Source organism: Micromonospora sp. 067-2, from assembly GCF_046549295.1.
Lineage (GTDB): Bacteria > Actinomycetota > Actinomycetes > Mycobacteriales > Micromonosporaceae > Micromonospora.
Map to the genome: position 1 here is coordinate 558,475 of NZ_JAJPWB010000001.1, position 20,132 is coordinate 578,606.

The 20,132-nt window shown below is 71.2% G+C and carries 18 protein-coding genes; 8 read left to right on the plus strand and 10 right to left on the minus strand.

Features of this window, described 5'->3' with window-relative positions; translation table 11 throughout:
* Positions 1–9: 9 nt before the first annotated feature.
* Together ACLJN9_RS02695 and ACLJN9_RS02700 are read right to left on the minus strand one after the other, a co-directional pair.
* Positions 10–717 (minus strand): RICIN domain-containing protein, encoded by a 708-nt coding sequence (locus ACLJN9_RS02695; protein ID WP_410809348.1) that lies wholly within the window; start codon positions 715–717, stop codon positions 10–12.
* The gene (locus ACLJN9_RS02700; RefSeq protein ID WP_410809349.1) at positions 710–1,210 is read right to left on the minus strand and encodes a SigE family RNA polymerase sigma factor; all 501 of its coding nucleotides are present in this window, start codon (positions 1,208–1,210) and stop codon (positions 710–712) included. Before ACLJN9_RS02700 ends, ACLJN9_RS02695 begins: the two co-directional genes overlap by 8 nt.
* 181 nt (positions 1,211–1,391) lie before the next feature.
* On the opposite strand from ACLJN9_RS02700, the gene ACLJN9_RS02705 reads away from it, so the two are divergent.
* Positions 1,392–4,622, plus strand: coding sequence for a S8 family peptidase (locus ACLJN9_RS02705; RefSeq protein WP_410809350.1), 3,231 nt, complete (start codon positions 1,392–1,394; stop codon positions 4,620–4,622).
* A gap of 52 nt (positions 4,623–4,674) precedes the next feature.
* On the opposite strand, the gene ACLJN9_RS02710 is transcribed toward ACLJN9_RS02705, so the two are convergent.
* Positions 4,675–5,259: a hypothetical protein gene (locus ACLJN9_RS02710; protein ID WP_410809351.1), complete on the minus strand. Its 585-nt coding sequence runs from the start codon at positions 5,257–5,259 to the stop codon at positions 4,675–4,677.
* Between the two features lie 202 nt (positions 5,260–5,461).
* Here ACLJN9_RS02710 and ACLJN9_RS02715 point away from each other — a divergent pair, with 202 nt between their 5' ends.
* Both ACLJN9_RS02715 and ACLJN9_RS02720 read left to right on the plus strand, forming a co-directional pair.
* Positions 5,462–6,406, plus strand: coding sequence for an NAD-dependent epimerase/dehydratase family protein (locus ACLJN9_RS02715; RefSeq protein WP_410809352.1), 945 nt, complete (start codon positions 5,462–5,464; stop codon positions 6,404–6,406).
* A gap of 4 nt (positions 6,407–6,410) precedes the next feature.
* A complete protein-coding gene (locus ACLJN9_RS02720; RefSeq protein ID WP_410809353.1) occupies positions 6,411–6,986 on the plus strand; it encodes a GNAT family N-acetyltransferase in 576 nt (191 codons plus the stop codon).
* A gap of 92 nt (positions 6,987–7,078) precedes the next feature.
* On the opposite strand, the gene ACLJN9_RS02725 is transcribed toward ACLJN9_RS02720, so the two are convergent.
* From ACLJN9_RS02725 to ACLJN9_RS02740, 4 genes are all read right to left on the minus strand, one after another.
* Positions 7,079–7,522 (minus strand): VOC family protein, encoded by a 444-nt coding sequence (locus ACLJN9_RS02725; RefSeq protein ID WP_410809354.1) that lies wholly within the window; start codon positions 7,520–7,522, stop codon positions 7,079–7,081.
* A 4-nt stretch (positions 7,523–7,526) separates the two neighbouring features.
* Positions 7,527–9,140 carry an FAD-binding oxidoreductase gene (locus tag ACLJN9_RS02730; RefSeq protein ID WP_410809355.1) on the minus strand — a complete coding sequence of 538 codons (1,614 nt, stop codon included), beginning with the start codon at positions 9,138–9,140 and terminating at the stop codon, positions 7,527–7,529.
* Positions 9,141–9,185: 45 nt separating this feature from the next.
* The gene (locus ACLJN9_RS02735) at positions 9,186–9,737 is read right to left on the minus strand and encodes a DinB family protein (protein WP_410809356.1); all 552 of its coding nucleotides are present in this window, start codon (positions 9,735–9,737) and stop codon (positions 9,186–9,188) included.
* A gap of 98 nt (positions 9,738–9,835) precedes the next feature.
* Positions 9,836–10,849, minus strand: coding sequence for a methyltransferase (locus ACLJN9_RS02740; protein ID WP_410809357.1), 1,014 nt, complete (start codon positions 10,847–10,849; stop codon positions 9,836–9,838).
* A gap of 186 nt (positions 10,850–11,035) precedes the next feature.
* Between ACLJN9_RS02740 and ACLJN9_RS02745 the strand changes: the two genes are divergently transcribed.
* Genes ACLJN9_RS02745 through ACLJN9_RS02755 form a run of 3 tightly spaced genes read left to right on the plus strand, consistent with a single transcriptional unit; the run spans position 11,036 to position 12,209 of the window.
* Entirely contained in the window at positions 11,036–11,569 is a 534-nt protein-coding gene (locus tag ACLJN9_RS02745) for a DUF6817 domain-containing protein (RefSeq protein WP_410809358.1), read from the plus strand.
* Positions 11,566–11,745, plus strand: coding sequence for an adenylyltransferase/cytidyltransferase family protein (locus ACLJN9_RS02750; RefSeq protein WP_410809359.1), 180 nt, complete (start codon positions 11,566–11,568; stop codon positions 11,743–11,745). Before ACLJN9_RS02745 ends, ACLJN9_RS02750 begins: the two co-directional genes overlap by 4 nt.
* A complete protein-coding gene (locus ACLJN9_RS02755) occupies positions 11,742–12,209 on the plus strand; it encodes a hypothetical protein (RefSeq protein WP_410809360.1) in 468 nt (155 codons plus the stop codon). Before ACLJN9_RS02750 ends, ACLJN9_RS02755 begins: the two co-directional genes overlap by 4 nt.
* Positions 12,210–12,540: 331 nt before the next feature.
* Here ACLJN9_RS02755 and ACLJN9_RS02760 read toward each other — a convergent pair whose 3' ends face one another.
* Positions 12,541–12,960 (minus strand): hypothetical protein, encoded by a 420-nt coding sequence (locus ACLJN9_RS02760; protein ID WP_410809361.1) that lies wholly within the window; start codon positions 12,958–12,960, stop codon positions 12,541–12,543.
* 237 nt (positions 12,961–13,197) lie between these two features.
* Positions 13,198–16,698: a methionine synthase gene (metH, locus tag ACLJN9_RS02765; RefSeq protein WP_410809529.1), complete on the minus strand. Its 3,501-nt coding sequence runs from the start codon at positions 16,696–16,698 to the stop codon at positions 13,198–13,200.
* Positions 16,699–16,974: 276 nt separating this feature from the next.
* On the opposite strand from metH, the gene ACLJN9_RS02770 reads away from it, so the two are divergent.
* Together ACLJN9_RS02770 and ACLJN9_RS02775 are read left to right on the plus strand one after the other, a co-directional pair.
* The gene (locus ACLJN9_RS02770; RefSeq protein ID WP_410809362.1) at positions 16,975–17,844 is read left to right on the plus strand and encodes a PAC2 family protein; all 870 of its coding nucleotides are present in this window, start codon (positions 16,975–16,977) and stop codon (positions 17,842–17,844) included.
* A 144-nt stretch (positions 17,845–17,988) separates the two neighbouring features.
* Positions 17,989–18,780, plus strand: coding sequence for a GntR family transcriptional regulator (locus ACLJN9_RS02775; protein ID WP_410809363.1), 792 nt, complete (start codon positions 17,989–17,991; stop codon positions 18,778–18,780).
* A gap of 110 nt (positions 18,781–18,890) precedes the next feature.
* On the opposite strand, the gene mshC is transcribed toward ACLJN9_RS02775, so the two are convergent.
* Entirely contained in the window at positions 18,891–20,129 is a 1,239-nt protein-coding gene (gene mshC / locus ACLJN9_RS02780; protein ID WP_410809364.1) for a cysteine--1-D-myo-inosityl 2-amino-2-deoxy-alpha-D-glucopyranoside ligase, read from the minus strand.
* Positions 20,130–20,132 lie beyond the last annotated feature (3 nt).

The following is a 20,132-nucleotide window of genomic DNA, read 5'->3' on the forward strand; positions in this document are numbered from 1 at the left end:
CGGCGGCGGTCACGAACCCGACGGACCTCGGTCCTCGAACGCGTACGTGGTGGTCAGTGCCTCGGTCAGGTCGGGGACCAGGGCATTCGTGCCGTCGACCACCTGAACGTAGCGCCTGCCCTGAAAGATCGAATAGCTGCCGTCGGCGACCTGCTCGACTCGGAACAGCTGCGCCTGCGCGGTCGGGTCGCACCCGCGGGCCCGGACACTGCCCGGTGCGGCGTCGTGCACGACGGTCATGCAGACCTCGCCGGCGCCGCCCGGTGCGGCCGACACGATCCGGACGGTGTCCCCGGCGGGGCGCAGGACCCACAGTGCCCGGTCGTCGACACCCGGCTCGGTGGAGGCCCGCACCCGGTCGTCGTTCCGCCCGACCGCCAACGCGGCCCCGGCCAGGCCGGGCACGACGATGCGCACCTGCCGCCGGCCGCCGAGGATGTCCTGCGGCCCCGCCGGGGTGGTCGCGGACGGCAGGTCCGACGGCGGGGCAACCCCGGCCGTGCCGATCGAAGGGGTCGGTGTTCCCACCTCGGCGCGGGCCTGCAGCAGGGCAGCGCCGGCGGTGACGGCCACCACGGTCAGCCCCACACCCGTGACGGCCGCCCGACGCCGTCGCCGCCGGTCGCTGCGCTGGCGCAACGTCTGCGCCGGGGGCAGCGTCGCGACCCGGCGGACCTCGTCGACGATCGCCGTGAGGTCGTCGTGCGGATCAGCCATGGGATGCCCCCTCCTGGTGCGCGTCGCTCAACAGCGCGGCCATCGCTCTGCGGCCGCGGGCGAGGTACGTCTTGACGGTCCCGACGGGTGCCTGCATCTCGGCTGCCACCTCGGCGACGCTGAGATCGTTGAGGTGGTGCAGCACCACGGCCCGGCGTTCGTTCGCGCTCAACCGTTGCAGCGCCTGGATGAGGGCGACGTGGTTCTCGTTGAGGCCGGGCACGCTCAGGTCGACGGCGGCCCGGTGGTGGGCGCGCATCCGGTTGAACGTCTTGCGCCAACTGCTCACCGCGGCGCGGGAGGCGACCGTGCGGATCCACGCCTCCGGGCTGTCGGCGTTCCGTACGGTGTGCCAGCGCTGCCACGCCCGCATGAACGCCTCGGCCACGGCGTCCTCGGCCTCACTGCGGTTGCCGGTCAGCGCATAGACGTGACCCACGATCCGGCCCGCGCAGGCCGCGTAGAGGGCGTCGAACTCCTCTGCATCACGCATCTGACCTGCACCTCCCCCAATTTCGTCCCGTGGTCACCGCGCATGCAACTCCGCCGGGTGGCCCGACCCGACCGGCGCGGGGCGAGTTTGTGACAGTGGTCACACTCGCGTAGATCAACCCAGGGATCGATCCAGACGTCATCGTGCCGTCCCGGGAGACACCCGTGGCGGAGAGGACGATGTGCGACGACGTCAACGACGCGCCCTGACGGCCGGAGTGCTCGCGACCGCGCTGATCGCGGCGGGCCTGACGGCCAGCCCGGCGGCAGCGCGGGAGAACCCAGCGACCGTCGCCTCCGGCACACCGGGCACCTTCACGCTGATCACCGGTGACCGGGTGTCCCTGGACGCGAGCGGGCACCCGGAGATCCAGCGGGCTGCGGGGCGGGCCGCCATGCGGTTCGTGACCAGCCGCGAGGGTGGCCACCAGTACGTCGTTCCCGCCGACGCCGTGCCGCTGCTGCGCGACGGCCGACTCGACCGGCGACTGTTCGACCTCACCACGCTGGGCGGGTTCGGCTACGACGACCGGGCGGCCGAACTGCCGCTGCTGGTCGCGTACCCCGGGAACAGCGCGGCGCAGGCGCGGACCGCGACCGCCGGGGGTGACGGGCGCGTGCGGGCCGACCTGCCCGCCGCCCACGCCCTGTCCGTGCGGGCCGACCGCGACGACCGGGTGACGCTCTGGTCGTCGCTGACCCGGGGTACGCCGTCCGCGCGCACGCTCGCCGCCGGGGTGACCCACATCTGGCTCGACGGCAAGCGCCGGGTCTCGCTGGACCACAGCGTGCCGCAGATCGGCGCCCCGGCGGCCTGGCAGGCCGGCTTCGACGGCACCGGCGTCACCGTCGGCGTGCTGGACACCGGCATCGACGCCAGCCACCCCGACTTCGCCGGGCACCTCACCGAGGTCCGGGACTTCACCGGCGGCAACGACCCCGGCGATAGTGTCGGCCACGGCACCCACGTGGCCTCGACCATCGTGGGCAGCGGCGCCGCCTCCGGCGGCAGGTACCGGGGTGTGGCACCGGGCGCGAAGCTGCTCGTCGGCAAGGTCTGCGCCACCACCGAATGCCAGGACTCGGACATCATCACCGGCATGCAGTGGCTCGCGCCGCAGGCCCGGGTCGTCAACCTGAGCGTGGGCGGCACCGACGCGCCCGGTCTCGACCCCCTCGAAACCGCGATCCAGGATCTGAGCCACCGGTACGGCACCCTCTTCGTGGTCGCCGCCGGCAACGAGGGCAAGCCGAAGTCGGTGTCCTCGCCGGCCACCGCCGACGACGCGCTCGCCGTCGCCGCCGTGGACGCCGACGACCAGCGCGCCTACTTCTCCAGCAGAGGTCCCCGCCTCGGCGACAACCACATCAAGCCCGAGATCAGCGCGCCGGGCGTCGACATCGTGGCCGCCGCCCCCGGTGGTGGCTACGCCTCGATGTCGGGCACGTCGATGGCCACCCCGCACGTGGCCGGCACCGCCGCGATCCTCGCCGGGCAGCACCCCGACTGGGCCGGCCCGCAGCTCAAGGCCGCCCTGATGGACTCGGCCAAGCCCGGCGGCGAGGACAGCCTCTACGAGCAGGGCGCCGGCCGCGTCGACATCGCCCGCGCGGTCGCCCAGCCGATCGCCGCCGACGTCGCCGCCATCGACTTCCCGGTGCAGCGTTGGCCGCATGCCGACGACACCCCGGTCACCCGGGTCGTCGGCTACCGCAACACGGGCACCGCGCGCGTGACGCTGACGCTGGCCGTCGGCCCGGTCCCCGCCGGGATGATCACCGTCAGCCCGGCCACCCTCGTGGTGCCGGCCGGCGGCCGCGCCGAGGCGACGATCACCGTGGACACCAGGTTGGACGCCGCCGACGGCCTCTACCCGGGGGCGCTGACCGCCACCGGCGCCGGGGACCTGCGGGTACGCACGCCGTACGCCCTCAACCGCGAGATCGAGAGCTACGACGTCCGGCTCGACCACACCGGACGCGACGGCAAGCCGGCCACGCAGTACACGACGGTGGCCGCGAACCTGGGCACCGGCGAGTTCACCACCCTCGCCGGCGAGCCGGGCGGTGGCACGATGCGGCTGCCCAAGGGCCGCTACGCCCTCTACAGCACGATCCACGAGGGCGAGATGTCGACCCTGCTCGTGCAGCCGGTCCTGGACGTCCGCGGCCCGACAACCGAGAACATCGACGCTCGCACCGCCAAGCCGGTCGCCCTGACGGTGCCCCAGCGCGACGCCGCACCCACCTCGATCAACGTGAGCGCGAACTGGGACGACGGCTTCCGCTACCCCGGCGTCCAGCTCAGCGGGACGTCGTTCGCGGACGTCTTCTTCGGCCGGATCGGCCCCGCCGTCGCGGCGCCCGAGTTCGCCGCGACGCTGGGCGTCGGGCTCGCCCGCCCCGGCAGGGACCGCACCTTCCGCAACAGCCCCTACACCTACGACCTCGCGTACGTCCGCAAGGGCGACATGTTCACGGGCCTGTCCAGGACACTGTCGCCGGGAAACCTCGCCACCGTGCGGGCGACCTACCGGAGCCAGTCCACCGCCGCGACCGCTGTCCGGTACCACCGCGCGGCGGCTCCCGGCGGCTCGGGCCCGATCGGGTCGCACACGCCGATCGACCTGCCGTTCCACGCCACCGAGTACTACAACACCGACGGCGGGCTGACCTGGACGTCCACCTTCCAGGAGGGCGACACCCTCGCCACGCAGGAGTCCACCTTCCAGCCGGGCCGGACGTACACCCAGATCTGGAACGCGGCACCGTTCGGTCCCTCGGTGGCCCAGGTACCGACCCTGCAGCCGCTCGGGTACGCCGGCCGCGACGGCGACACCATCTCGGTCGCGTCGCTGCCGTTGTTCGGCGACGCGACCGGCCGCCCCGCCAACCGTGACGACCTGCCCGTCCGCATCCGCTTGTTGCGCGACGGTACGGAGGTCGGCACCTCCGACAGCCCGTGGGCGGAGTTCGCGGTGCCGGCCGCCAGAGCCGACTACCGCCTGGAGGCGACCATCACCCGCGGCGCTCCGGACACGCTGTCGACATCGGTCACGGTGGCCTGGACCTTCACCTCGGCGCACACGTCGTCGCCGCAGCGGCTGCCCCTGACGACGGCCCGGCCGACGCCCACGCTCGACGACACCAACACGGCCCGGGCGGGCAGGCTGATGGCCATCCCGGTGGCTCTGGACCGGCAGGCGGGTTCGACGGCCGCACCCAACCGGACGCTGGGCGTCTCCGCGTCGTTCGACGACGGCCGGACCTGGGTGGCGCTGCCGGTGCTGCGGGGCGTGGCCCTGATCGCCCACCCGCGACGGGCAGGCTTCGTCTCCCTGCGCGTGACGGCCACCGACACCGCCGGCAACACGGTGACGCAGACGATCCAGCGGGCGTACCGGATCGCCTGATGCGCGCGTGGAGTCCGGGGCGGCGTCGTCGCCCCGGACTCCGCCGCCTGTGTCAGGAGTCCGCCGGCACCCCGGCGTCGAGCTGACCGATCATCGGCGCGAGGAGTTCGTTGAGCTCCCGGACCAGCACCGTGACCGCTCTGCGCGCCGCCGGCACGACGGCATCATCCGGCCCGTCGGGCGCCGGCGGCAGATCGTCGAGCGGGACCGGGGCCTCGACCTGGAGCATCGCGCGCAGATGTGGGCTGCGCGTCAGGTCCTGCTCCGACGGCGTCGTGTACTGCCCGAACAACTGCGGCCAGTCCCGCCAACCGCGATCACGCTGCCACTGTTTCGTCCAGGTCAGCTCGGCCGGCCAGCGGGAGATCACTGTCACCGCGCAGACCATGCTCCCGTCCCACGGACTCCGCGTGCAGGTCGCCGAGACGATCCGTCGGTGCCAGCGGACGAAGCCGGGCGACAGGTCACTGGCCACCCGCCACGCCGTCGCCGCGAACGTGACCGGCGCGATGTCACCCCAGGTGTCGGCGAACTCGTCGATCCGACCGAGCACCTCGGCCGCGTAGCGACCGTGCCCGTCGGTGCCGCGTTCGCGGTCGAACTGCTCGTCCAGCCAGAAGGCGCGCGGATCAGGCATTCTCAACCCCGTCGATGGCGATGAAATCCCGTTCTGATCGTCGAACCTACCCGCCGTCGTCGTCCACCGACCCCAGATCAGCGAACCAGAGGGTAGGACGACCGACCTACGCACTCGTGATGCGTAGGTCACCACTCGGTCCCCTCTGACTGATGCCGATCGCGGCTTGACAAGACGCACCCTCCAGGATGGACGATCTGGTGTGCGAATTCTCGTGGTGGGTGGAAGTGGTCTGATCGGCGCCCATGTCGTGGACGTGCTGCGCGAGCGAGGCCATGCGGCGACCACGGTGGCGCGTACCGCCCGTCCGGGTGTCGACCATGTGCTCGATGTCGGGTCAGCGTCGGCAGACGAGCTGCGGCCGCTGCTCGCCGGTCAGGACGGCGTCGTGTACGCCACCCGCACGGACGAGCAACGGCCACTGCCCAGGCCGATCTATCCGGCGTTCCGCCGCGACAACGTCGAGCCTGTGGTGCGCCTGTTCACGGCCGCCCGCCAGGAAGGTCTCACCCGCGGCGTCGTGATGGGCTCCTACTACACCTACGTCGATCGGCTGCACCCGCAGTGGCGCCTCCCGGCCCGTCACACGTACATCCGATGCCGGGTGGAGCAGGCCCGGGAGGGACGGGCGGCCGCCGGCCCGGATCTGCCGGTCGCCGTACTCGAACTGCCCTTCGTCTTCGGCCGGGCCGGCGACCGGCTGCCGAACTGGGCCGGACCGCTGGACCGGTGGGCACGATCTCGTACACCCCTGGTGGCCCCTGCCGGCGGGACGGCCGCGGCCTCGGCGCGCAGCGTGGCCGAGATCGCGGTGGACGCTCTGGAGCAGGCCAGCGGCGCGGACATTCCCGTCGCCGACGAGAACCTCACCTGGAACGACATGGTCGGGCGCATCGCCGAGGCCGTCGGCCGACGCCGTCGGGTCACTCGCCTGCCGGCCGCTGCGGTAAAGGCGTCCCTACGACTCGGTGGCGCCCTGCAGGCCCTGGGCGGCAAGGAGTCGGGCATCGACCCGAGCCACCTCGCCGACCTCCTGCTCGCCGAGCTGTTCATCGAGCCGACGACCGGCCGATCGCTCGGCCCGGCGCTGCACCAAACCTTCGCCGACGACGGTCGGCAGGGGCAGGATCGGCGGACGGCACGATAATTGGATGTGTCGCCGTGCGGCGTCGCCTAACGTCTCACTCGTGGAGATCACCAACCTACGCACCGAACGCCTCGAGCTCCGTCCGGTGCGTGCCGAGGACGTCGACGCGATGCTGGGGTACCGCAACCTGCCGGAGGTCACCCGCTGGCTGCTGCGCACCGAGGTCGATCCTGCGAACTTCCGCGCGGAGTGGCAGCGCGCCACTGAGGATCCGGACGACCACAGCGTCGCGGCCACTCTCGACGGCGTGGTGATCGGAACCGTCTCGCTCGACGTGGTCGACGGTATGGGTCAGCCCGGCATGCCCCCGCGGACGGAGGCGCGGCTCGGCTACATCTTCGACCCGGCGTACGGCGGCCACGGCTACGCGACCGAGGCGGTCAGCGCGGTGGTCGCGCACGCCGTCGACAAGTTGGGCGTTCGAAGGATCACCGCTGAGTGCTTCGCGGACAATCTGGCGTCGGTGCGGATCCTGGAGAAGGTCGGCATGCGTCGTGAGCAGCACGGCGTCGGCGACTCCTGGCACTCCGAGCTGGGCTGGGTGGACGGGTACACGTACGCCCTGCTCGCGGGGTCATGACGTCACGGGCGACGCCAGGGTGGGAGACCAGGTGATCCGGTCTTTCGCAGAGCCGGGGCTTGACAGCCCCGCTGGTGACCCGGGTTCAGGAATCAGACGTCGGCTTCGAGGGCGAAGGTGTTGCCGTCTGGATCCTGGAACCACGCGATACGTCCACCGCCGGCCCGAGCGGTGATCCCCCTGTCGTCGTGGTCGAGCCCGTCGTAGCGGACGATATCGACACCGGACGAGACGAGCTCGTCGACAATCTGGTCGATGTCGTCGACGTACCACGTTGCCAGCGTCGCCGGGGTCTTCCCGGCAGTGACCGACTGGTACACGTTCAGCGCCGGCCCACCGCCCGAACCATAGATACGGCTACCGTCGGGGATGTCGGCGCTCGGCCCGGACCGCAGTGCCTGCAGGCCCAGTTTGCCTTCGTAGAACGCGACCGCCGCCTGTATGTCGGACACGGCGATCGACGTTCTGAGGTGATACTCACTCAAGGGCATGAGCCACTCTGTCACGGCCGGGAGCACGGCGGTGTGGTTGGACACGCGCTCAGCTGGCGGGATCGACGAGGACGCCGGGGTTGAGGATCCAGGACGGGTCGAGCGTGCTCTTGGCGGCGCGCAGCGCGAGCGCGAACGGGTCCGGGCGCTGCCGGTCGTACCACGGTCGGTGGTCGCGGCCGACGGCGTGGTGGTGGGTGATGGTGCCGCCCGCGGCGAGCAGCGCGTCGGAGACGGCCTGCTTGATCTGGTCCCACTGGGCGAGGGTCGCGCCCCAGCGACCGGTGGCGTAGACGCCGAAGTAGGGCGCCGGGCCGTCCGGGTAGACGTGCGTGAATCGGCAGGTCACCACGCCGGTCGCGGCGACCGCGCGGAGCGCGTCGTCGGCAGCGTCGAGCACCGCTCGGCGTACGGCGGGGAAGCGGTCCCAGGTGCAGGCGGTCTCGAACGTCTCCACGATCATCGACCGGGCGGCGAGCGCGTCACGCTGGTACGGCATCCGCAGGAACGCCGACCGCCACGCGTCGGCGGTGCCGGTCTGCCGCGCGGGGCCGGAGGATTCGTCGTTGCGGGGTTGGTCCGGCAGGGTCCCCCCGTGGTCCCGGCACAGCTCGATGGCGCGGTCGAGCCACGGTGTGACCGGATGGTCGGCGGACTCGAATCCCAGCACCAGCACGCCGCCGCTGGTGGCCGCGCCGGCGTTGAGGAGCGCCTCCGCCGGGTCGAGGAGCCGGCAGTTGCTCGGGTGCAGACCGGACTGGGCGATGGCCCGGGTGGCGGTGACCGCCGCGTCGTAGTCGCAGAAGTGCACGGAGGCGACCGCCCGCCAGCGGGGCCGGTCCTGCAGCCGCATCCACGCCTCGGTGATGACACCGAGCGCGCCCTCCGAGCCGAGGAAGAGCCGGTCCGGGGACGGGCCGGCGCCGGAGCCGGGCAGCCGGCGTGACTGGCTGATGCCCGCCGGGGTGACGATCCGCATCGACTCCACCAGGTCGTCGATGTGGGTGAGGACGGTGGCGTAGTGACCGCCGGCGCGGGTGGCCAACCAGCCGCCCAGAGTGGAGAACTCGAACGACTGCGGGAAGTGGCGCAGTGTGAGGTCGTACCTGCGGAGCTGGTCCTCCAGCGCCGGGCCGAACACGCCGGCCTGGATGCGGGCCGCCCGGCTGGTCGTGTCCACCTCCAACACCCGGTCCAGGCAACCGAGGTCGAGACTCACCGCAGCGGGATACGCGTCACCCAGTCGCGCCTCCACACCGCCGACCACCGACGAGCCGCCGCCGTAGGGGATGACCGCGACGTCCCGCTCCGCGCACCAGTCCAGCACGTCGACGACGTTCTGCTCGGTCTCCGGCCGGACCACCAGGTCCGGCGGGTCGTCGACATCGCCGTGCAGGTTGCGCACGACGTCCCGGAACGCCTTGCCGTGGGCGTGCGCCGCCCGGTCGGCGAGGTCCGTCGAGCACAGCCGGGCGAGTGACGTCGGCGGGTCGACCCGCGGCGGGCGCAGGCCGAGTTCGGCCACCGGCGGCGCGACGTGCTCGGTCAGGTCGGCGTCGGGCAGCAGAGTACGCACCCGGTCTGCCAACGCCGTTGCCTCCGCGCCGGCCACCGCGTCCTCGACGTGCCCCCAGCCCCACCACGAACGGTGCTTCCCGGACATCCGGCCTCCCCCCGTCCACTATCGGCACCACGACCCGCCGGGCGGTCAGTCGGCGGGGCTCTCCCCGGTAAGTCCGTCCACCGATTCCCGGATGAGGTCGGCGTGCCCGACGTGGCGCGCGTACTCCTCGATGAGGGTGATCAGGATGTACCGCAGAGTCGGGGACTCTCCGCGCGAGTTGCGGAAACGACCCAGCTGCTCCAGGCCGCCATCCGCGAGCGCCTCCGCGACGATCGTGCGGGACCGGGCCACCGCGCCCCGCCACAGGGCCACCAGGTGCTCCGGCGACTCCCCGGCGGCGGAGCGCCAGTCCCAGTCGGGGTCGGCGTCCCAGTCGACCGCGTTCCACGGCGGATCGGCGTCCCGACCGAGCAGCCAGGTCGAGAAGATGTCGTCCTCGATGTGGGCAAGGTGCTTGAGCAGACCGCCCAGCGTCATGGACGAGGGCGCGAGCCGCGCCTGTAGCCCGGCCTCGTCCAGGCCTCCGCACTTCCACGCCAGCGTCGCGCGCTGCCGATCCAGGAAGCCCAGCAGGGTCGCGGCCTCGTCGGCCGCGAGGGGTGGTCGAGGAAACGCCTGATCCTCAAGGTCCGTCATGACGCTGAACCTTATCGGTGATCGTCATCGGAGGGATGCCGAGCGGGTGGCCGGACTCCACACCGTCGACCTGACCGTCGACCTCGCCCACGAACGGATCAGGCGGGTCGACAGTCGATGATGAGGAGACCGGACGGCGGCCTCCGGACATCGACCGTTGCCAGCCCGGCCGCTGCAGTGAGCCTTGCGAAGTCCTCGACATCGCGCTCGCGCCCGCCGCTGAGCACCAGCATGCGCAGGTCCATCTCGGCGAACGCGCCCGGGTCGTTCCCGGCGCTGCCGTGCGACTCGACGATGACGACCCGCCCGGTCTCGCCGGCGGCCTCGGCGCACCGGCGCAGGATCGCGATGGCGGACTCGTCGTCCCAGTCGTGCAGCACGGCGCTGAGCAGGTACGCGTCGCCACCCGCGGGCAGCGGATCGAAGAAGCTCTGCCCGGCGAAGTCGCACCGCTCGGCCAACCCGCGGTCGGCCAGCAACCGGCGCCCCCGAGCCACCGTGTCCGGCAGATCCACCAACGTGGCACGGATGTCGGGGTTGGCCTCCAGTATCTCGGCCAGCAGCGCCCCGGTCCCGCCGCCGACATCGAAGACGTGTCGCACGCCGGACCAGTCGTAGGAGGTGGCCGCCGTGGTGCGTGACGAACCCGCCATCGTCGCGTCGAACGAGCCCGCCAGGGCGGGATCGGCGTTGAGATGCTCCCAGAACGGCGCGCCGAAGGCCGTCTCCCAGGCGGGCTGACCGGTGCGGACCGTGTGCAACAACTCGGTGAACACCAGGTCCATCCGGCCGCCGAACCCGTCCAGGTCGAACCACATCCGCATGCCGGACGGATGGTCCGACCGCAGCAGGTCGGCCGTCTCGTTGAGGGCGAACCGCCCTGGCGACGGCTCGACGAACACGCCGTGGCAGGTGAGATGCCGCAGCAGCCGGCCGAGCGCGTCGACGTGGGAACCGGATCGCTCGGCCAACTCGTCGACGCCTACGGCACCGTCGGTCAGCAGGTCGGCCAGCCGCAGGGTGGCCGCCACCCGGACCGCCATCGGTGTCACCAGATCCGCGGTCGCGGCCAGCAGCTGCCCGGCCGACGGCCCGCTCTCGTTCGACGACATCGGTCCATGCTAATGGCCCTGCCCGACGTCGCGCTGAGCGACGTCCAACACCGAGACCAGGTGGCGTTCAGGTCTTGAGGGTTGCTGACGTCAGCCAGGCGAGTGCCAGACGTGTCCACGGCGCTGTGACATATTGCCCACACCCAGGGGCCAGCGATTTCGACGATCGGTACCTACAGTCGGGTCATGGGCACCGACGAAGGCGTGCGGGTCTGGCTCCGCCGGCAGGGAGCTGAGCAGATCGCGCATCCCGGCGGCAACCTGTACGCCCACCTGTGTCGCGTCAGCGAACGACTTGCCGTTCTTGGCTGCGGCAGTGAGGTAAAGGCCGCGGGCCTTACCCACGCCGTCTACGGCACGGACGGGTTCGACCTTGCCCTGTTGGATCGGGCCGATCGTGCGGTACTGCGGGATCTCGTTGGTGCCGATGCCGAGGAGCTCGTGTATCTGTATGGCGCCTGCGACCGTGGACGCAGCTGGCGAGGGCTGGCACAGACCGGGCAGGTGTTCGACCGTTTCGTGGGTCAGGTGAGGACGCCGGATGCGGCTCAGCTTCGGTCGCTCGTGGACCTGAGCATCGTCAACGAACTGGACGTCTTCGAGCAGGATCTCGCGGTGGCGGACCAGCACGGTTCCTACTTCCGGGAGCTGTTCGCCTCGTGGGCCGCACTGGCCTCTGAACAGGTCATCCTCGATGCGCAGCGGGTCTTGCGGCCATGACGGCCGAACCATCCGCAGGGTCACGTTCCACAGCGGGCACCCCCGGTCGCGTACGGGTGCGAGCCGTCTATCCCGGCAGCTTTGATCCCTTCACTCCCGGGCATCTGAACGTGGTGCACCGGGCACCCGACCTCTTCGACGACGTGGTCGTGCTCGTCGCGGGGTATTGCGGATGAAGCCGCAGGTGGTCGTGCTGGACCTCGGAGTGATTCCGTCGCCGTCCGGATCGGGTGAGCTGCTGCTCGCCGATGAGCGTAGTTGTCGCCTCGTCTTCGTACCTTCGACGGAGGCGGGGACGCCACGAGTCGCAATGGCTACCTTCGCCGGCTTCGCGCAGGTGGTCTTTGGCTACCCCAATGATGAGGCGCTGCCCGGTCATCCCCTCTGTGACCTGGCGGACGGCTGGGACTACGGTTTCTATGAGGTGCAGGGATCGCCGTGGCCGGGACGGTTGGAGGCACAAAACCGTGTGCGATTCCCCGACGCGACGTCCTCATGGCGGCAGCGGCACTTCCTGCTGGTGTGCCACGAGGACCTCGTCGAGGTCCTCGCCGACGATGTGACGGTTGAGGTGTTCGACCAGTCGTTCGAGGAGGTGGCCCTCAACGCGTTGCGACTGAAGATGCGGGACAGCGTCTGATCCCGTCAGGACCCGCCGGGCCGACCGATGCCTCGCATCCGCGACGCCCGACCCGCCTCCCCGATACCACCCCCAGCCGCCGCAACCGCCTTCGAACGGGTCGTGTCGGTCACCGGCAGCGTCCAAGTCGGCGTCGTACAGGCCCGCAAACTCCGCACGGTCGCCCTCGACCAGCGCGTCGTCACGGTCGACGACGCCGACACCCCGATCACGGGGGGCCCCGCCGCAGCACCACCGACCTGAACCGCACCAAGGCCAAGCACCAGATCACCATTCCGGGTCAGGCTCAGGGACGTCACCAACAGCCCTGACCGGCAGACGTCCGTGCCCATCAGGTTGATCGCAGTCCGAGCGCGCTGTGTTCGATGAGGCCGGGTGGAAGGTCTGTGCGCCCGGACTCCTGCGATGTCAGAGCAACCAGCTCGGCGCGCAGGTCCACGGCCGCCTCACCAAGCACGATCGCGCTCAGCACAGGCTCGAGCATCACCCGGTCGTATCGATCCGAGCTGCGGCGGTAACGCGACGGCTCGGACTCCACCACCGCCGCCGAGATTCGCCAGCCACCGCCCACCACCGGCGAGAACGAGGCTTCGAAGATTCCGTGGCCGGTCCAGCTGCGATCCAGGAACGCGACCTCGTCCTCAACGAACACGTTCCACTTCTCGTCCATGCCGCGAGCCTCGTAACCGAGCTTGATCCGTTCCCACTGCTCGTCGGACCAGGTTCGGGTCGGGAGCACCGCCACGGACATCGGCGCCACTATCGGCGAGACACGGTGCAGGGACGACCGGGTCACCGGCGAAGGTTCGATCATCAGCAGATCCTACGAGCGCCGCGTTGATCACGACCATGACAACCGCCGCCCAGCACTCGACACCCGCACCATCGACCCCGAACACCAGGACAGCCGGTCGGAAGCCGTCGACGGCCTGATCAGGGCTCGGTGACCTTCCGGGCGACCTGAAATGCAGCAGTGCACCTGCGGCCGTCACTTGGCGTTGAAGTAGCTGGCTTCCGGGTGGTGGACCACGATGGCGTCGGTGGCCTGCTCCGGCATCAACTGGAACTCCTCGGACAGCTCCACCCCGATGCGCGCCGACCCGAGCAACTCCACGATCTTCGCCCGGTCCTCCAGGTCCGGGCAGGCCGGGTAGCCGAACGCGTACCGGCAGCCCCGGTAGTCGTTGCGCAGCAGGCCGGCCAGGTCCGCCGGGTCGTCGGCGGCGACGGCGCGGCCGTCGGGCAGGGTCAACTCGGCGCGGATGCGCCGGTGCCAGTACTCGGCGAGAGCCTCGGTGAGCTGCACGGACAGCCCGTGCACCTCCAGGTAGTCGCGGTACTCGTTGCGGGCGAACAGCTTGGCCGCGTACTCGCTGACGGGTTGACCGACGGTGACCAGTTGCAACGCGACCACATCGAGCTGGTCGCCCTTGGGCCGGAAGAAGTCCGCCAGGCAGAGCCGCCGCTCCTGGCGCTGCCGGGGGAACGAGAACCGGGCGCGCTCCGCGTGCCCGTTCTCGTCGAGCACCACCAGGTCGTTGCCTTCGGAGTACGCGGGGAAGTAGCCGTACACCACGGCGGCTTCCAGCACCTGGTCGGAGATCAGCCGGTCCAGCCAGTAGCGCAGGCGCGGGCGACCTTCGGTCTCCACCAGCTCCTCATAGGACGGTCCGTTGCCGCCCCGGGCGCCGTTGAGCCCCCACTGCCCGCGGAAGGTGGCCCGCTCGTCGAGCAGCGCCGCGTACTCGGCCATCGGCACACCCTTGACCACCCGGGTGCCGAGGAACGGCGGGGTGGGCACCGCGACGTCGGCGGCCACGTTGGAGCGGACCGAGGAGTCGTGCAGCTCCGGCAGCGACTCGGTGACCAACGACCGTTGCCGCTCCCGGCGGGCCTGCCGCGCCGCGAGGGCCGCCTCCCGGTCCGGGTCGATGACCGGAGCGCCGCCACGCTTGGCGGTCATGACCTTGTCCATCAGGGACAGCCCCTCGAACGCGTCCCGCGCGTAGTGCACCTGCCCGGGGAACTGCGACCGCAGGTCGTCCTCGACGTACGCGCGGGTCAGCGCCGCCCCACCCAGCAGGACGGGCCAGCGTTCCGCGACCCCGCGCGTGGCCATCTCGGCCAGGTTCTCCTTCATGATGACCGTGCTCTTCACCAGCAGCCCGGACATGCCGATCGCGTCGGCGCGGTGCTGCTCGGCGGCGTCCAGGATGGCGCTGATCGGCTGCTTGATGCCGATGTTGACGACCTCGTAGCCGTTGTTGCTCAGGATGATGTCGACCAGGTTCTTGCCGATGTCGTGCACGTCGCCGCGCACGGTGGCCAGCACGATCCGGCCCTTGCCGCCGTCCTCCGCGGTCTCCATGTGCGGCTCCAGGTAGGCCACCGCGGTCTTCATCACCTCGGCGGACTGGAGTACGAACGGCAGCTGCATCTGGCCCGAGCCGAACAGCTCACCGACCACCTTCATGCCGTCCAGCAGGATGTCGTTGATGATCGACAGGGGTGACCGGCCGCCGGCCATCGCCGCGTCCAGGTCGGCCTCCAGGCTATTACGCTCACCGTCGACGATCCGCCGCTTGAGGCGCTCGTCCAGCGGTAGCGCCGCCAGCTCCTGTGCTCGGCTGGCACGGGCGCTGGTCACGTCGACGCCCTCGAAGAGCTCGAGGAAGCGCTGCACCGGGTCGTAGCCCTCGCGACGCCGGTCGTAGACCAGGTCCAGGGCGACCTCGCGCTGCTCGTCGGGGATCTTCGACATCGGCAGGATCTTGCTGGCGTGCACGATCGCCGAGGTCAGCCCGGCCTGCACGCACTCGTGCAGGAACACCGAGTTGAGCACCTGCCGGGCCGCCGGGTTGAGCCCGAAGGAGATGTTCGAGATGCCCAGCGTGAAGTTGACCCCCGGATAACGGCGGGCGATCTCCCGGATCGCCTCGATCGTCTCGATGCCGTCTCGGCGGGTCTCCTCCTGCCCCGTGGCGATCGGGAAGGTCAGCGCGTCGATCAGGATGTCCGAGCGGTCCATGCCCCAGCGGCCGGTCAGGTCGTCGATCAGCCGGGCCGCGACCCGGACCTTCCACTCCTGGGTACGCGCCTGCCCCTCCTCGTCGATGAGCAGCGCCACCACCGCCGCGCCGTGCTCGCGGACGATCGGCATCACCCGCGCGTACCGGGAGTCGGGGCCGTCGCCGTCCTCGAAGTTGACCGAGTTGACCACGCACCGGCCGCCGAGCATCTCCAGCCCGGCCTCGACGACGCCCGGCTCGGTGGAGTCCAGCACGATCGGCAGCGTCGACGCGGTGGCGAACCGGCCGGCCAACTCCCGCATGTCCTGGGTGCCGTCGCGGCCCACGTAGTCCACGCACAGGTCGAGCAGGTGCGAGCCGTCGCGCGCCTGGCTGCGGGCGATCTCCACGCAGGCCCGCCAGTCCCCGGCGAGCATCGCATCCCGGAACGCCTTGGAGCCGTTGGCGTTGGTCCGCTCCCCCACCATGAGCACCGAGGCGTCCTGCGCGAACGGCACCGGGTGGTACACCGAGGAGACGCCCGCCTCGTGCCGCGGCTCGCGGACCGTCGCGGTGACCCCGTGCAGCCGCTCGGAGAGCATCCGGATGTGCTCGGGGGTGGTGCCGCAACAGCCGCCGATGAGCGACACGCCGTACTCGGTGACGAACCGCTGCAGCGCGTCGGTCAGCTCGACCGGGGTGAGCGGGAAGTACGCGCCGTCGGCGGTCAGCACCGGCAGGCCGGCGTTCGGCATCACCGACAGCGGGATCCGGGAGTGCTGCGACAGGTAGCGCAGGTGCTCGCTCATCTCCGCCGGGCCGGTGGAGCAGTTCAGACCGATCAGATCGACGCCGAGCGGCTCGATGGCGGCCAGGGCCGCCCCGATCTCGCTGCCCACCAGCATCGTGCCGGTGGTCTCGACGGACACCTGGCAGATGATCGGCACCTGCCGGCCCAGCTCGGCCATGGCCCGCTTCGACCCGACCACCGCCGCCTTGACCTGCAGCAGGTCCTGGCAGGTCTCGATGATCAGCGCGTCCACGCCGCCGGCGATCAGCCCCGCGGCGTTCTCCTGGTAGGCGTCGCGCAGCGTGGCGTAGTCGGCGTGCCCGAGGGTGGGCAGCTTGGTGCCCGGCCCGATCGAGCCGAGCACGAACCGGGGGCGCTCGGCGGTGCTGGCCGCGTCGGCGGCCTCCCGGGCGATCCGGGCGCCCGCCTCGGACAGCTCCCGGATGCGGTGCGGGATGTCGTACTCGGCGAGGTTGGCCAGGTTGGCGCCGAACGTGTTGGTCTCCACGCAGTCCGCGCCGGCGGCGAGATAGGCGTCGTGCACGCCGCGCACCACGTCCGGCCGGATGACGTTGAGGATCTCGTTGCATCCTTCGAGGCCGTCGAAGTCGTCGAGCGTGAGGTCCGCGGCATGCAGCATCGTGCCCATCGCCCCGTCGGCGATGAGGATCCGGTCGGCCAGCACATCCATCAACGAAGTCCGCACCCGTTCAGGTTAGTGCGGATGCCGCCGCTGCCCACCGCCGTCCGCGCCGATCCCATATTGTGTCAGCGGGATCACGCTGTCCGGTTCGCCATCGTATGACCGGTCCCTGGTCCGCCCGACCGGCGCGGCCGACGGGCCGCGCCCCCGCCTGGCACGTAGGCTGACGGACGTGAAGCACAACAGGGACACGGCCGTGCCCTACGGCCCGACGGCCGGGCGCGGTCCCGGTGCCGGCCGCGATGAGCAGGGTGAGGTGACGGCGTGACCGAGTTCGACGGACTGCCGGTGCTGCGGTCCCCGGTGGCTATCGCCGCGTTCGAGGGCTGGAATGACGCCGCCGACGCGTCCACCGCGGCGGTCGAGCACCTGGAGCAGGTCTGGAACGCCCGGCAGATCGCCGAGCTGGATCCGGAGGACTTCTACGACTTCCAGGTCAGCCGCCCCACGATCACCATGGCCGACGGGGAGACCCGCCGGGTGGAGTGGCCGACGACCCGTTTCATGGTGGCCAGCCCCGAGGGCACCGAGCGCGACGTGGTGCTGATCCGGGGCATCGAGCCGAGCATGCGCTGGCGGACGTTCTGCGAGCAGGTGCTGGAGATCTGCCACAGCCTCGAGGTGGAGCGGGTGGTCCTGCTCGGCGCGCTGCTCGCCGACGTTCCGTACACCCGACCCCTGCCGATCAGCGGCAGCGCCTCCGACGCCCAGGCCGCGGAGCGCTACCAGCTCACACCCACCCGGTACGACGGGCCGACCGGCATCGTCGGCGTACTGCACGACGCGTGCACCCGCGCCGAGGTGGACGCCGTCTCGTTCTGGGTGCACGTGCCGCACTACGCCAACAACCCACCCTGCCCGAAGGCCACCCTCGCCCTGCTGCACCGGGTCGAGGAGGTCGTCGACCTGCCGGTGCCGATGGCCGACCTGGCCGAGGAGGCCGCCGAGTGGGAGCAGCGGGTGCGCAACGCCGCCGAGCAGGACGCCGAGCTCGGTGAGTACGTGCGTGAGCTGGAGGAACGGGTCGGCGACGAGGGCATCACCCCGCTGACCGGTGACGAGATCGCGCAGGAGTTCGAGAAGTACCTGCGGCGCCGGGGCGGTTCGGCGGGCCCTACGGCGGGCTCCTGGTAGCGCTCCTCCCCCGTTCTTGAGCGGGCCTCGGACCCCCCTGGGGTGTCCGAGGCCCGCTTTCGTTGTCTCCCGCGCGTGTCCGGGGTAGCGCCGCCACACCCTCTAGGGCATCCTAGGAACCTAGATGTGATCAAGGAGGCGGGTATGCAGATCAATCCCGGAGCCGCCGAGTTTCCGCACCGGCAGATCGCCACGCAGCTCAAGGCGCAGGTCCGCCGTGGCGACTGGGGGCCGGGCGAACGGCTGCCGTCCATTCCGGCCATCGCCGAGATGTTCGGGGTCGCCAAGCAGACCGTGCAACGCGCCGTCGACCAGCTGCGGGTCGAGGGCATCCTGATCACCAAGCCCGGCTCCGGTACGTACGTCCGGGGCACCCGCCGCCGACTCAACCGGCTCTCCCGCGGCCGGTACGGCGGCTTCCGCGGCTACCACACCGACCTGGCCGCCCGGTACCGCCAGCAACTCGTCTCGGTAGGCCGGACCCCCGCCCCCGCCGAGGTGGCCGACGCGTTCGGGGTGCCCGACGGCACCGACCTGCTCTGCCGCCGGCACCTGGTACGCACCGACGACTCCCCCGTGGAGGTGGGCGCGTCCTGGTTCCTGCCGGCCGACACCGCCGGCACCAGCCTGGAGCGCGCCGAGGCGTTCGGTCGACCGCTCTACCAGGAGGCCGAGGAGGTCACCGGGCGACGTTACGTCTCGGCCACCGACACGATCAGCGCCCGCCAGCCCAGCCGGGAGGAGGCCGAAACCCTTCAGATCCGGCCCGACACCCCGGTGCTGCACCTGCTGCACGTCGCGTACGACGGCCGCCGCAAGCCGATCGAGGTCGCCCAGGCGACCTGGCCCGGCCCGATGACCACCCTCACCGAGGAGTACCAGATCCCCGGCCCAACCCCCGACCCGGAACCCGACCCCGGCCTGATCCTGGCCTGACCCAGCACCCACCCCCACTCCAACCACCTCAGTCGATCGTGAGGTTGACGAGGCGGCTGGAGATCGAATCCACCGTCAGTGATCGACCCGGTGGAACCCCGGGGTGGGGATTAGAGGTGGATGCCGAGGAGGGCGTCTACGGTCTTCGCGAACAGGGGTGGGGAGTCGGGGTCGTCGGTTGCGCCCGACAGGGTCGCGTCGGCCCAGCGGTCGGCTACCGCCAGGGCACCGGGGGTGTCGAGGTCGTCGGCGAGATGGTCGCGTACCCCCGCCAGCAGTTCGGCCCCGGACGGCCCGGCGGGCGCGGCGGCAGCCTGCCGCCAGCGGGCCAGCCGCTCGTGTGCGGCGCCCAACAGCTCGTCGGTCCAGGTACGGTCGCTGCGGTAGTGCCCGGACAGCAGCGCGAGGCGGACCGCCATCGGGTCGACCTTGTCGGCGCGCAGCCGGGACACGAAGACCAGGTTGCCGCGGGACTTGGACATCTTCTCGCCGTCCAGGCCGATCATCCCGGCGTGCACGTAGTGCTGGGCGAACGGCGCCTGACCGGTCAGCCGCTCGGCGTGCGCGGCGGACGCCTCGTGGTGCGGGAACAGCAGGTCGTTGCCGCCACCCTGCACGTCGATCCGGTCGCCGAGCAGGTTCAGCGCGATCACCGCGCACTCGATGTGCCAGCCGGGGCGACCCGGACCCAGCTCCCCACCCGGCCACGACGGCTCGCCCTCGCGGATGCCGCGCCACAGCAGCGGGTCCAGTGGGTCGCGCTTACCGGCGCGGTCCGGGTCGCCACCGCGCTCCGGAAAGACCTCCAGCATCTGCTCACGGGTCAGGTTCGACTCGTAGCCGAACCGGGGCGTCGAGGAGATGTCGAAGTAGACGTCGCCGGTGCCGTCGTCGAGCCGGTATGCGGCACCGTCCTTGAGCAGCACCTGCACCTTGTCGGCGATGTCGGGAATCGACTCGACCGCGCCCACGTAGTGCTGCGGGGGGATGATCCGCAGCGCCTCCATGTCCTCCCGGAACAGGGCCGTCTCGCGCATCGCCAGGACCACCCAGTCCTCGCCGTCGCGGGCGGCCCGCTCCAGCAGCGGGTCGTCGATGTCGGTGACGTTCTGCACGTAACGCACCGGCCGGCCGGCGTCGCGCCACATCCGCTGCACCAGGTCGAAGGTGATCATGGTGGCGGCGTGGCCGAGGTGGGTCGCGTCATAGGGCGTGATGCCGCAGACGTACATGCTTCCCGCGTCGACGGGCTCACTCGGGTGGACACCCTGTCGCGCCGAGTCGTACAACGCCAACGGCTTGCCCCTGCCCGGCAGCCGTGGCACCTCGTGTCCCGCCCAAGACTCCATGGC

Bases quoted from the DNA above. Each gene is read 5' to 3' on its own strand.
- ACLJN9_RS02750 (WP_410809359.1), top strand. From the start codon at position 11,566: ATGACGGCCGAACCATCCGCAGGGTCACGTTCCACAGCGGGCACCCCC.
- ACLJN9_RS02745 (WP_410809358.1), top strand. From the start codon at position 11,036: ATGGGCACCGACGAAGGCGTGCGGGTCTGGCTCCGCCGGCAGGGAGCT.
- ACLJN9_RS02730 (WP_410809355.1), bottom strand. From the start codon at position 9,140: ATGTCCGGGAAGCACCGTTCGTGGTGGGGCTGGGGGCACGTCGAGGAC.
- ACLJN9_RS02740 (WP_410809357.1), bottom strand. From the start codon at position 10,849: ATGTCGTCGAACGAGAGCGGGCCGTCGGCCGGGCAGCTGCTGGCCGCG.
- ACLJN9_RS02735 (WP_410809356.1), bottom strand. From the start codon at position 9,737: ATGACGGACCTTGAGGATCAGGCGTTTCCTCGACCACCCCTCGCGGCC.
- ACLJN9_RS02695 (WP_410809348.1), bottom strand. From the start codon at position 717: ATGGCTGATCCGCACGACGACCTCACGGCGATCGTCGACGAGGTCCGC.
- metH (WP_410809529.1), bottom strand. From the start codon at position 16,698: ATGGATGTGCTGGCCGACCGGATCCTCATCGCCGACGGGGCGATGGGC.
- mshC (WP_410809364.1), bottom strand. From the start codon at position 20,129: ATGGAGTCTTGGGCGGGACACGAGGTGCCACGGCTGCCGGGCAGGGGC.
- ACLJN9_RS02700 (WP_410809349.1), bottom strand. From the start codon at position 1,210: ATGCGTGATGCAGAGGAGTTCGACGCCCTCTACGCGGCCTGCGCGGGC.
- ACLJN9_RS02720 (WP_410809353.1), top strand. From the start codon at position 6,411: ATGTGTCGCCGTGCGGCGTCGCCTAACGTCTCACTCGTGGAGATCACC.
- ACLJN9_RS02710 (WP_410809351.1), bottom strand. From the start codon at position 5,259: ATGCCTGATCCGCGCGCCTTCTGGCTGGACGAGCAGTTCGACCGCGAA.
- ACLJN9_RS02775 (WP_410809363.1), top strand. From the start codon at position 17,989: ATGCAGATCAATCCCGGAGCCGCCGAGTTTCCGCACCGGCAGATCGCC.
- ACLJN9_RS02755 (WP_410809360.1), top strand. From the start codon at position 11,742: ATGAAGCCGCAGGTGGTCGTGCTGGACCTCGGAGTGATTCCGTCGCCG.
- ACLJN9_RS02760 (WP_410809361.1), bottom strand. From the start codon at position 12,960: ATGTCCGTGGCGGTGCTCCCGACCCGAACCTGGTCCGACGAGCAGTGG.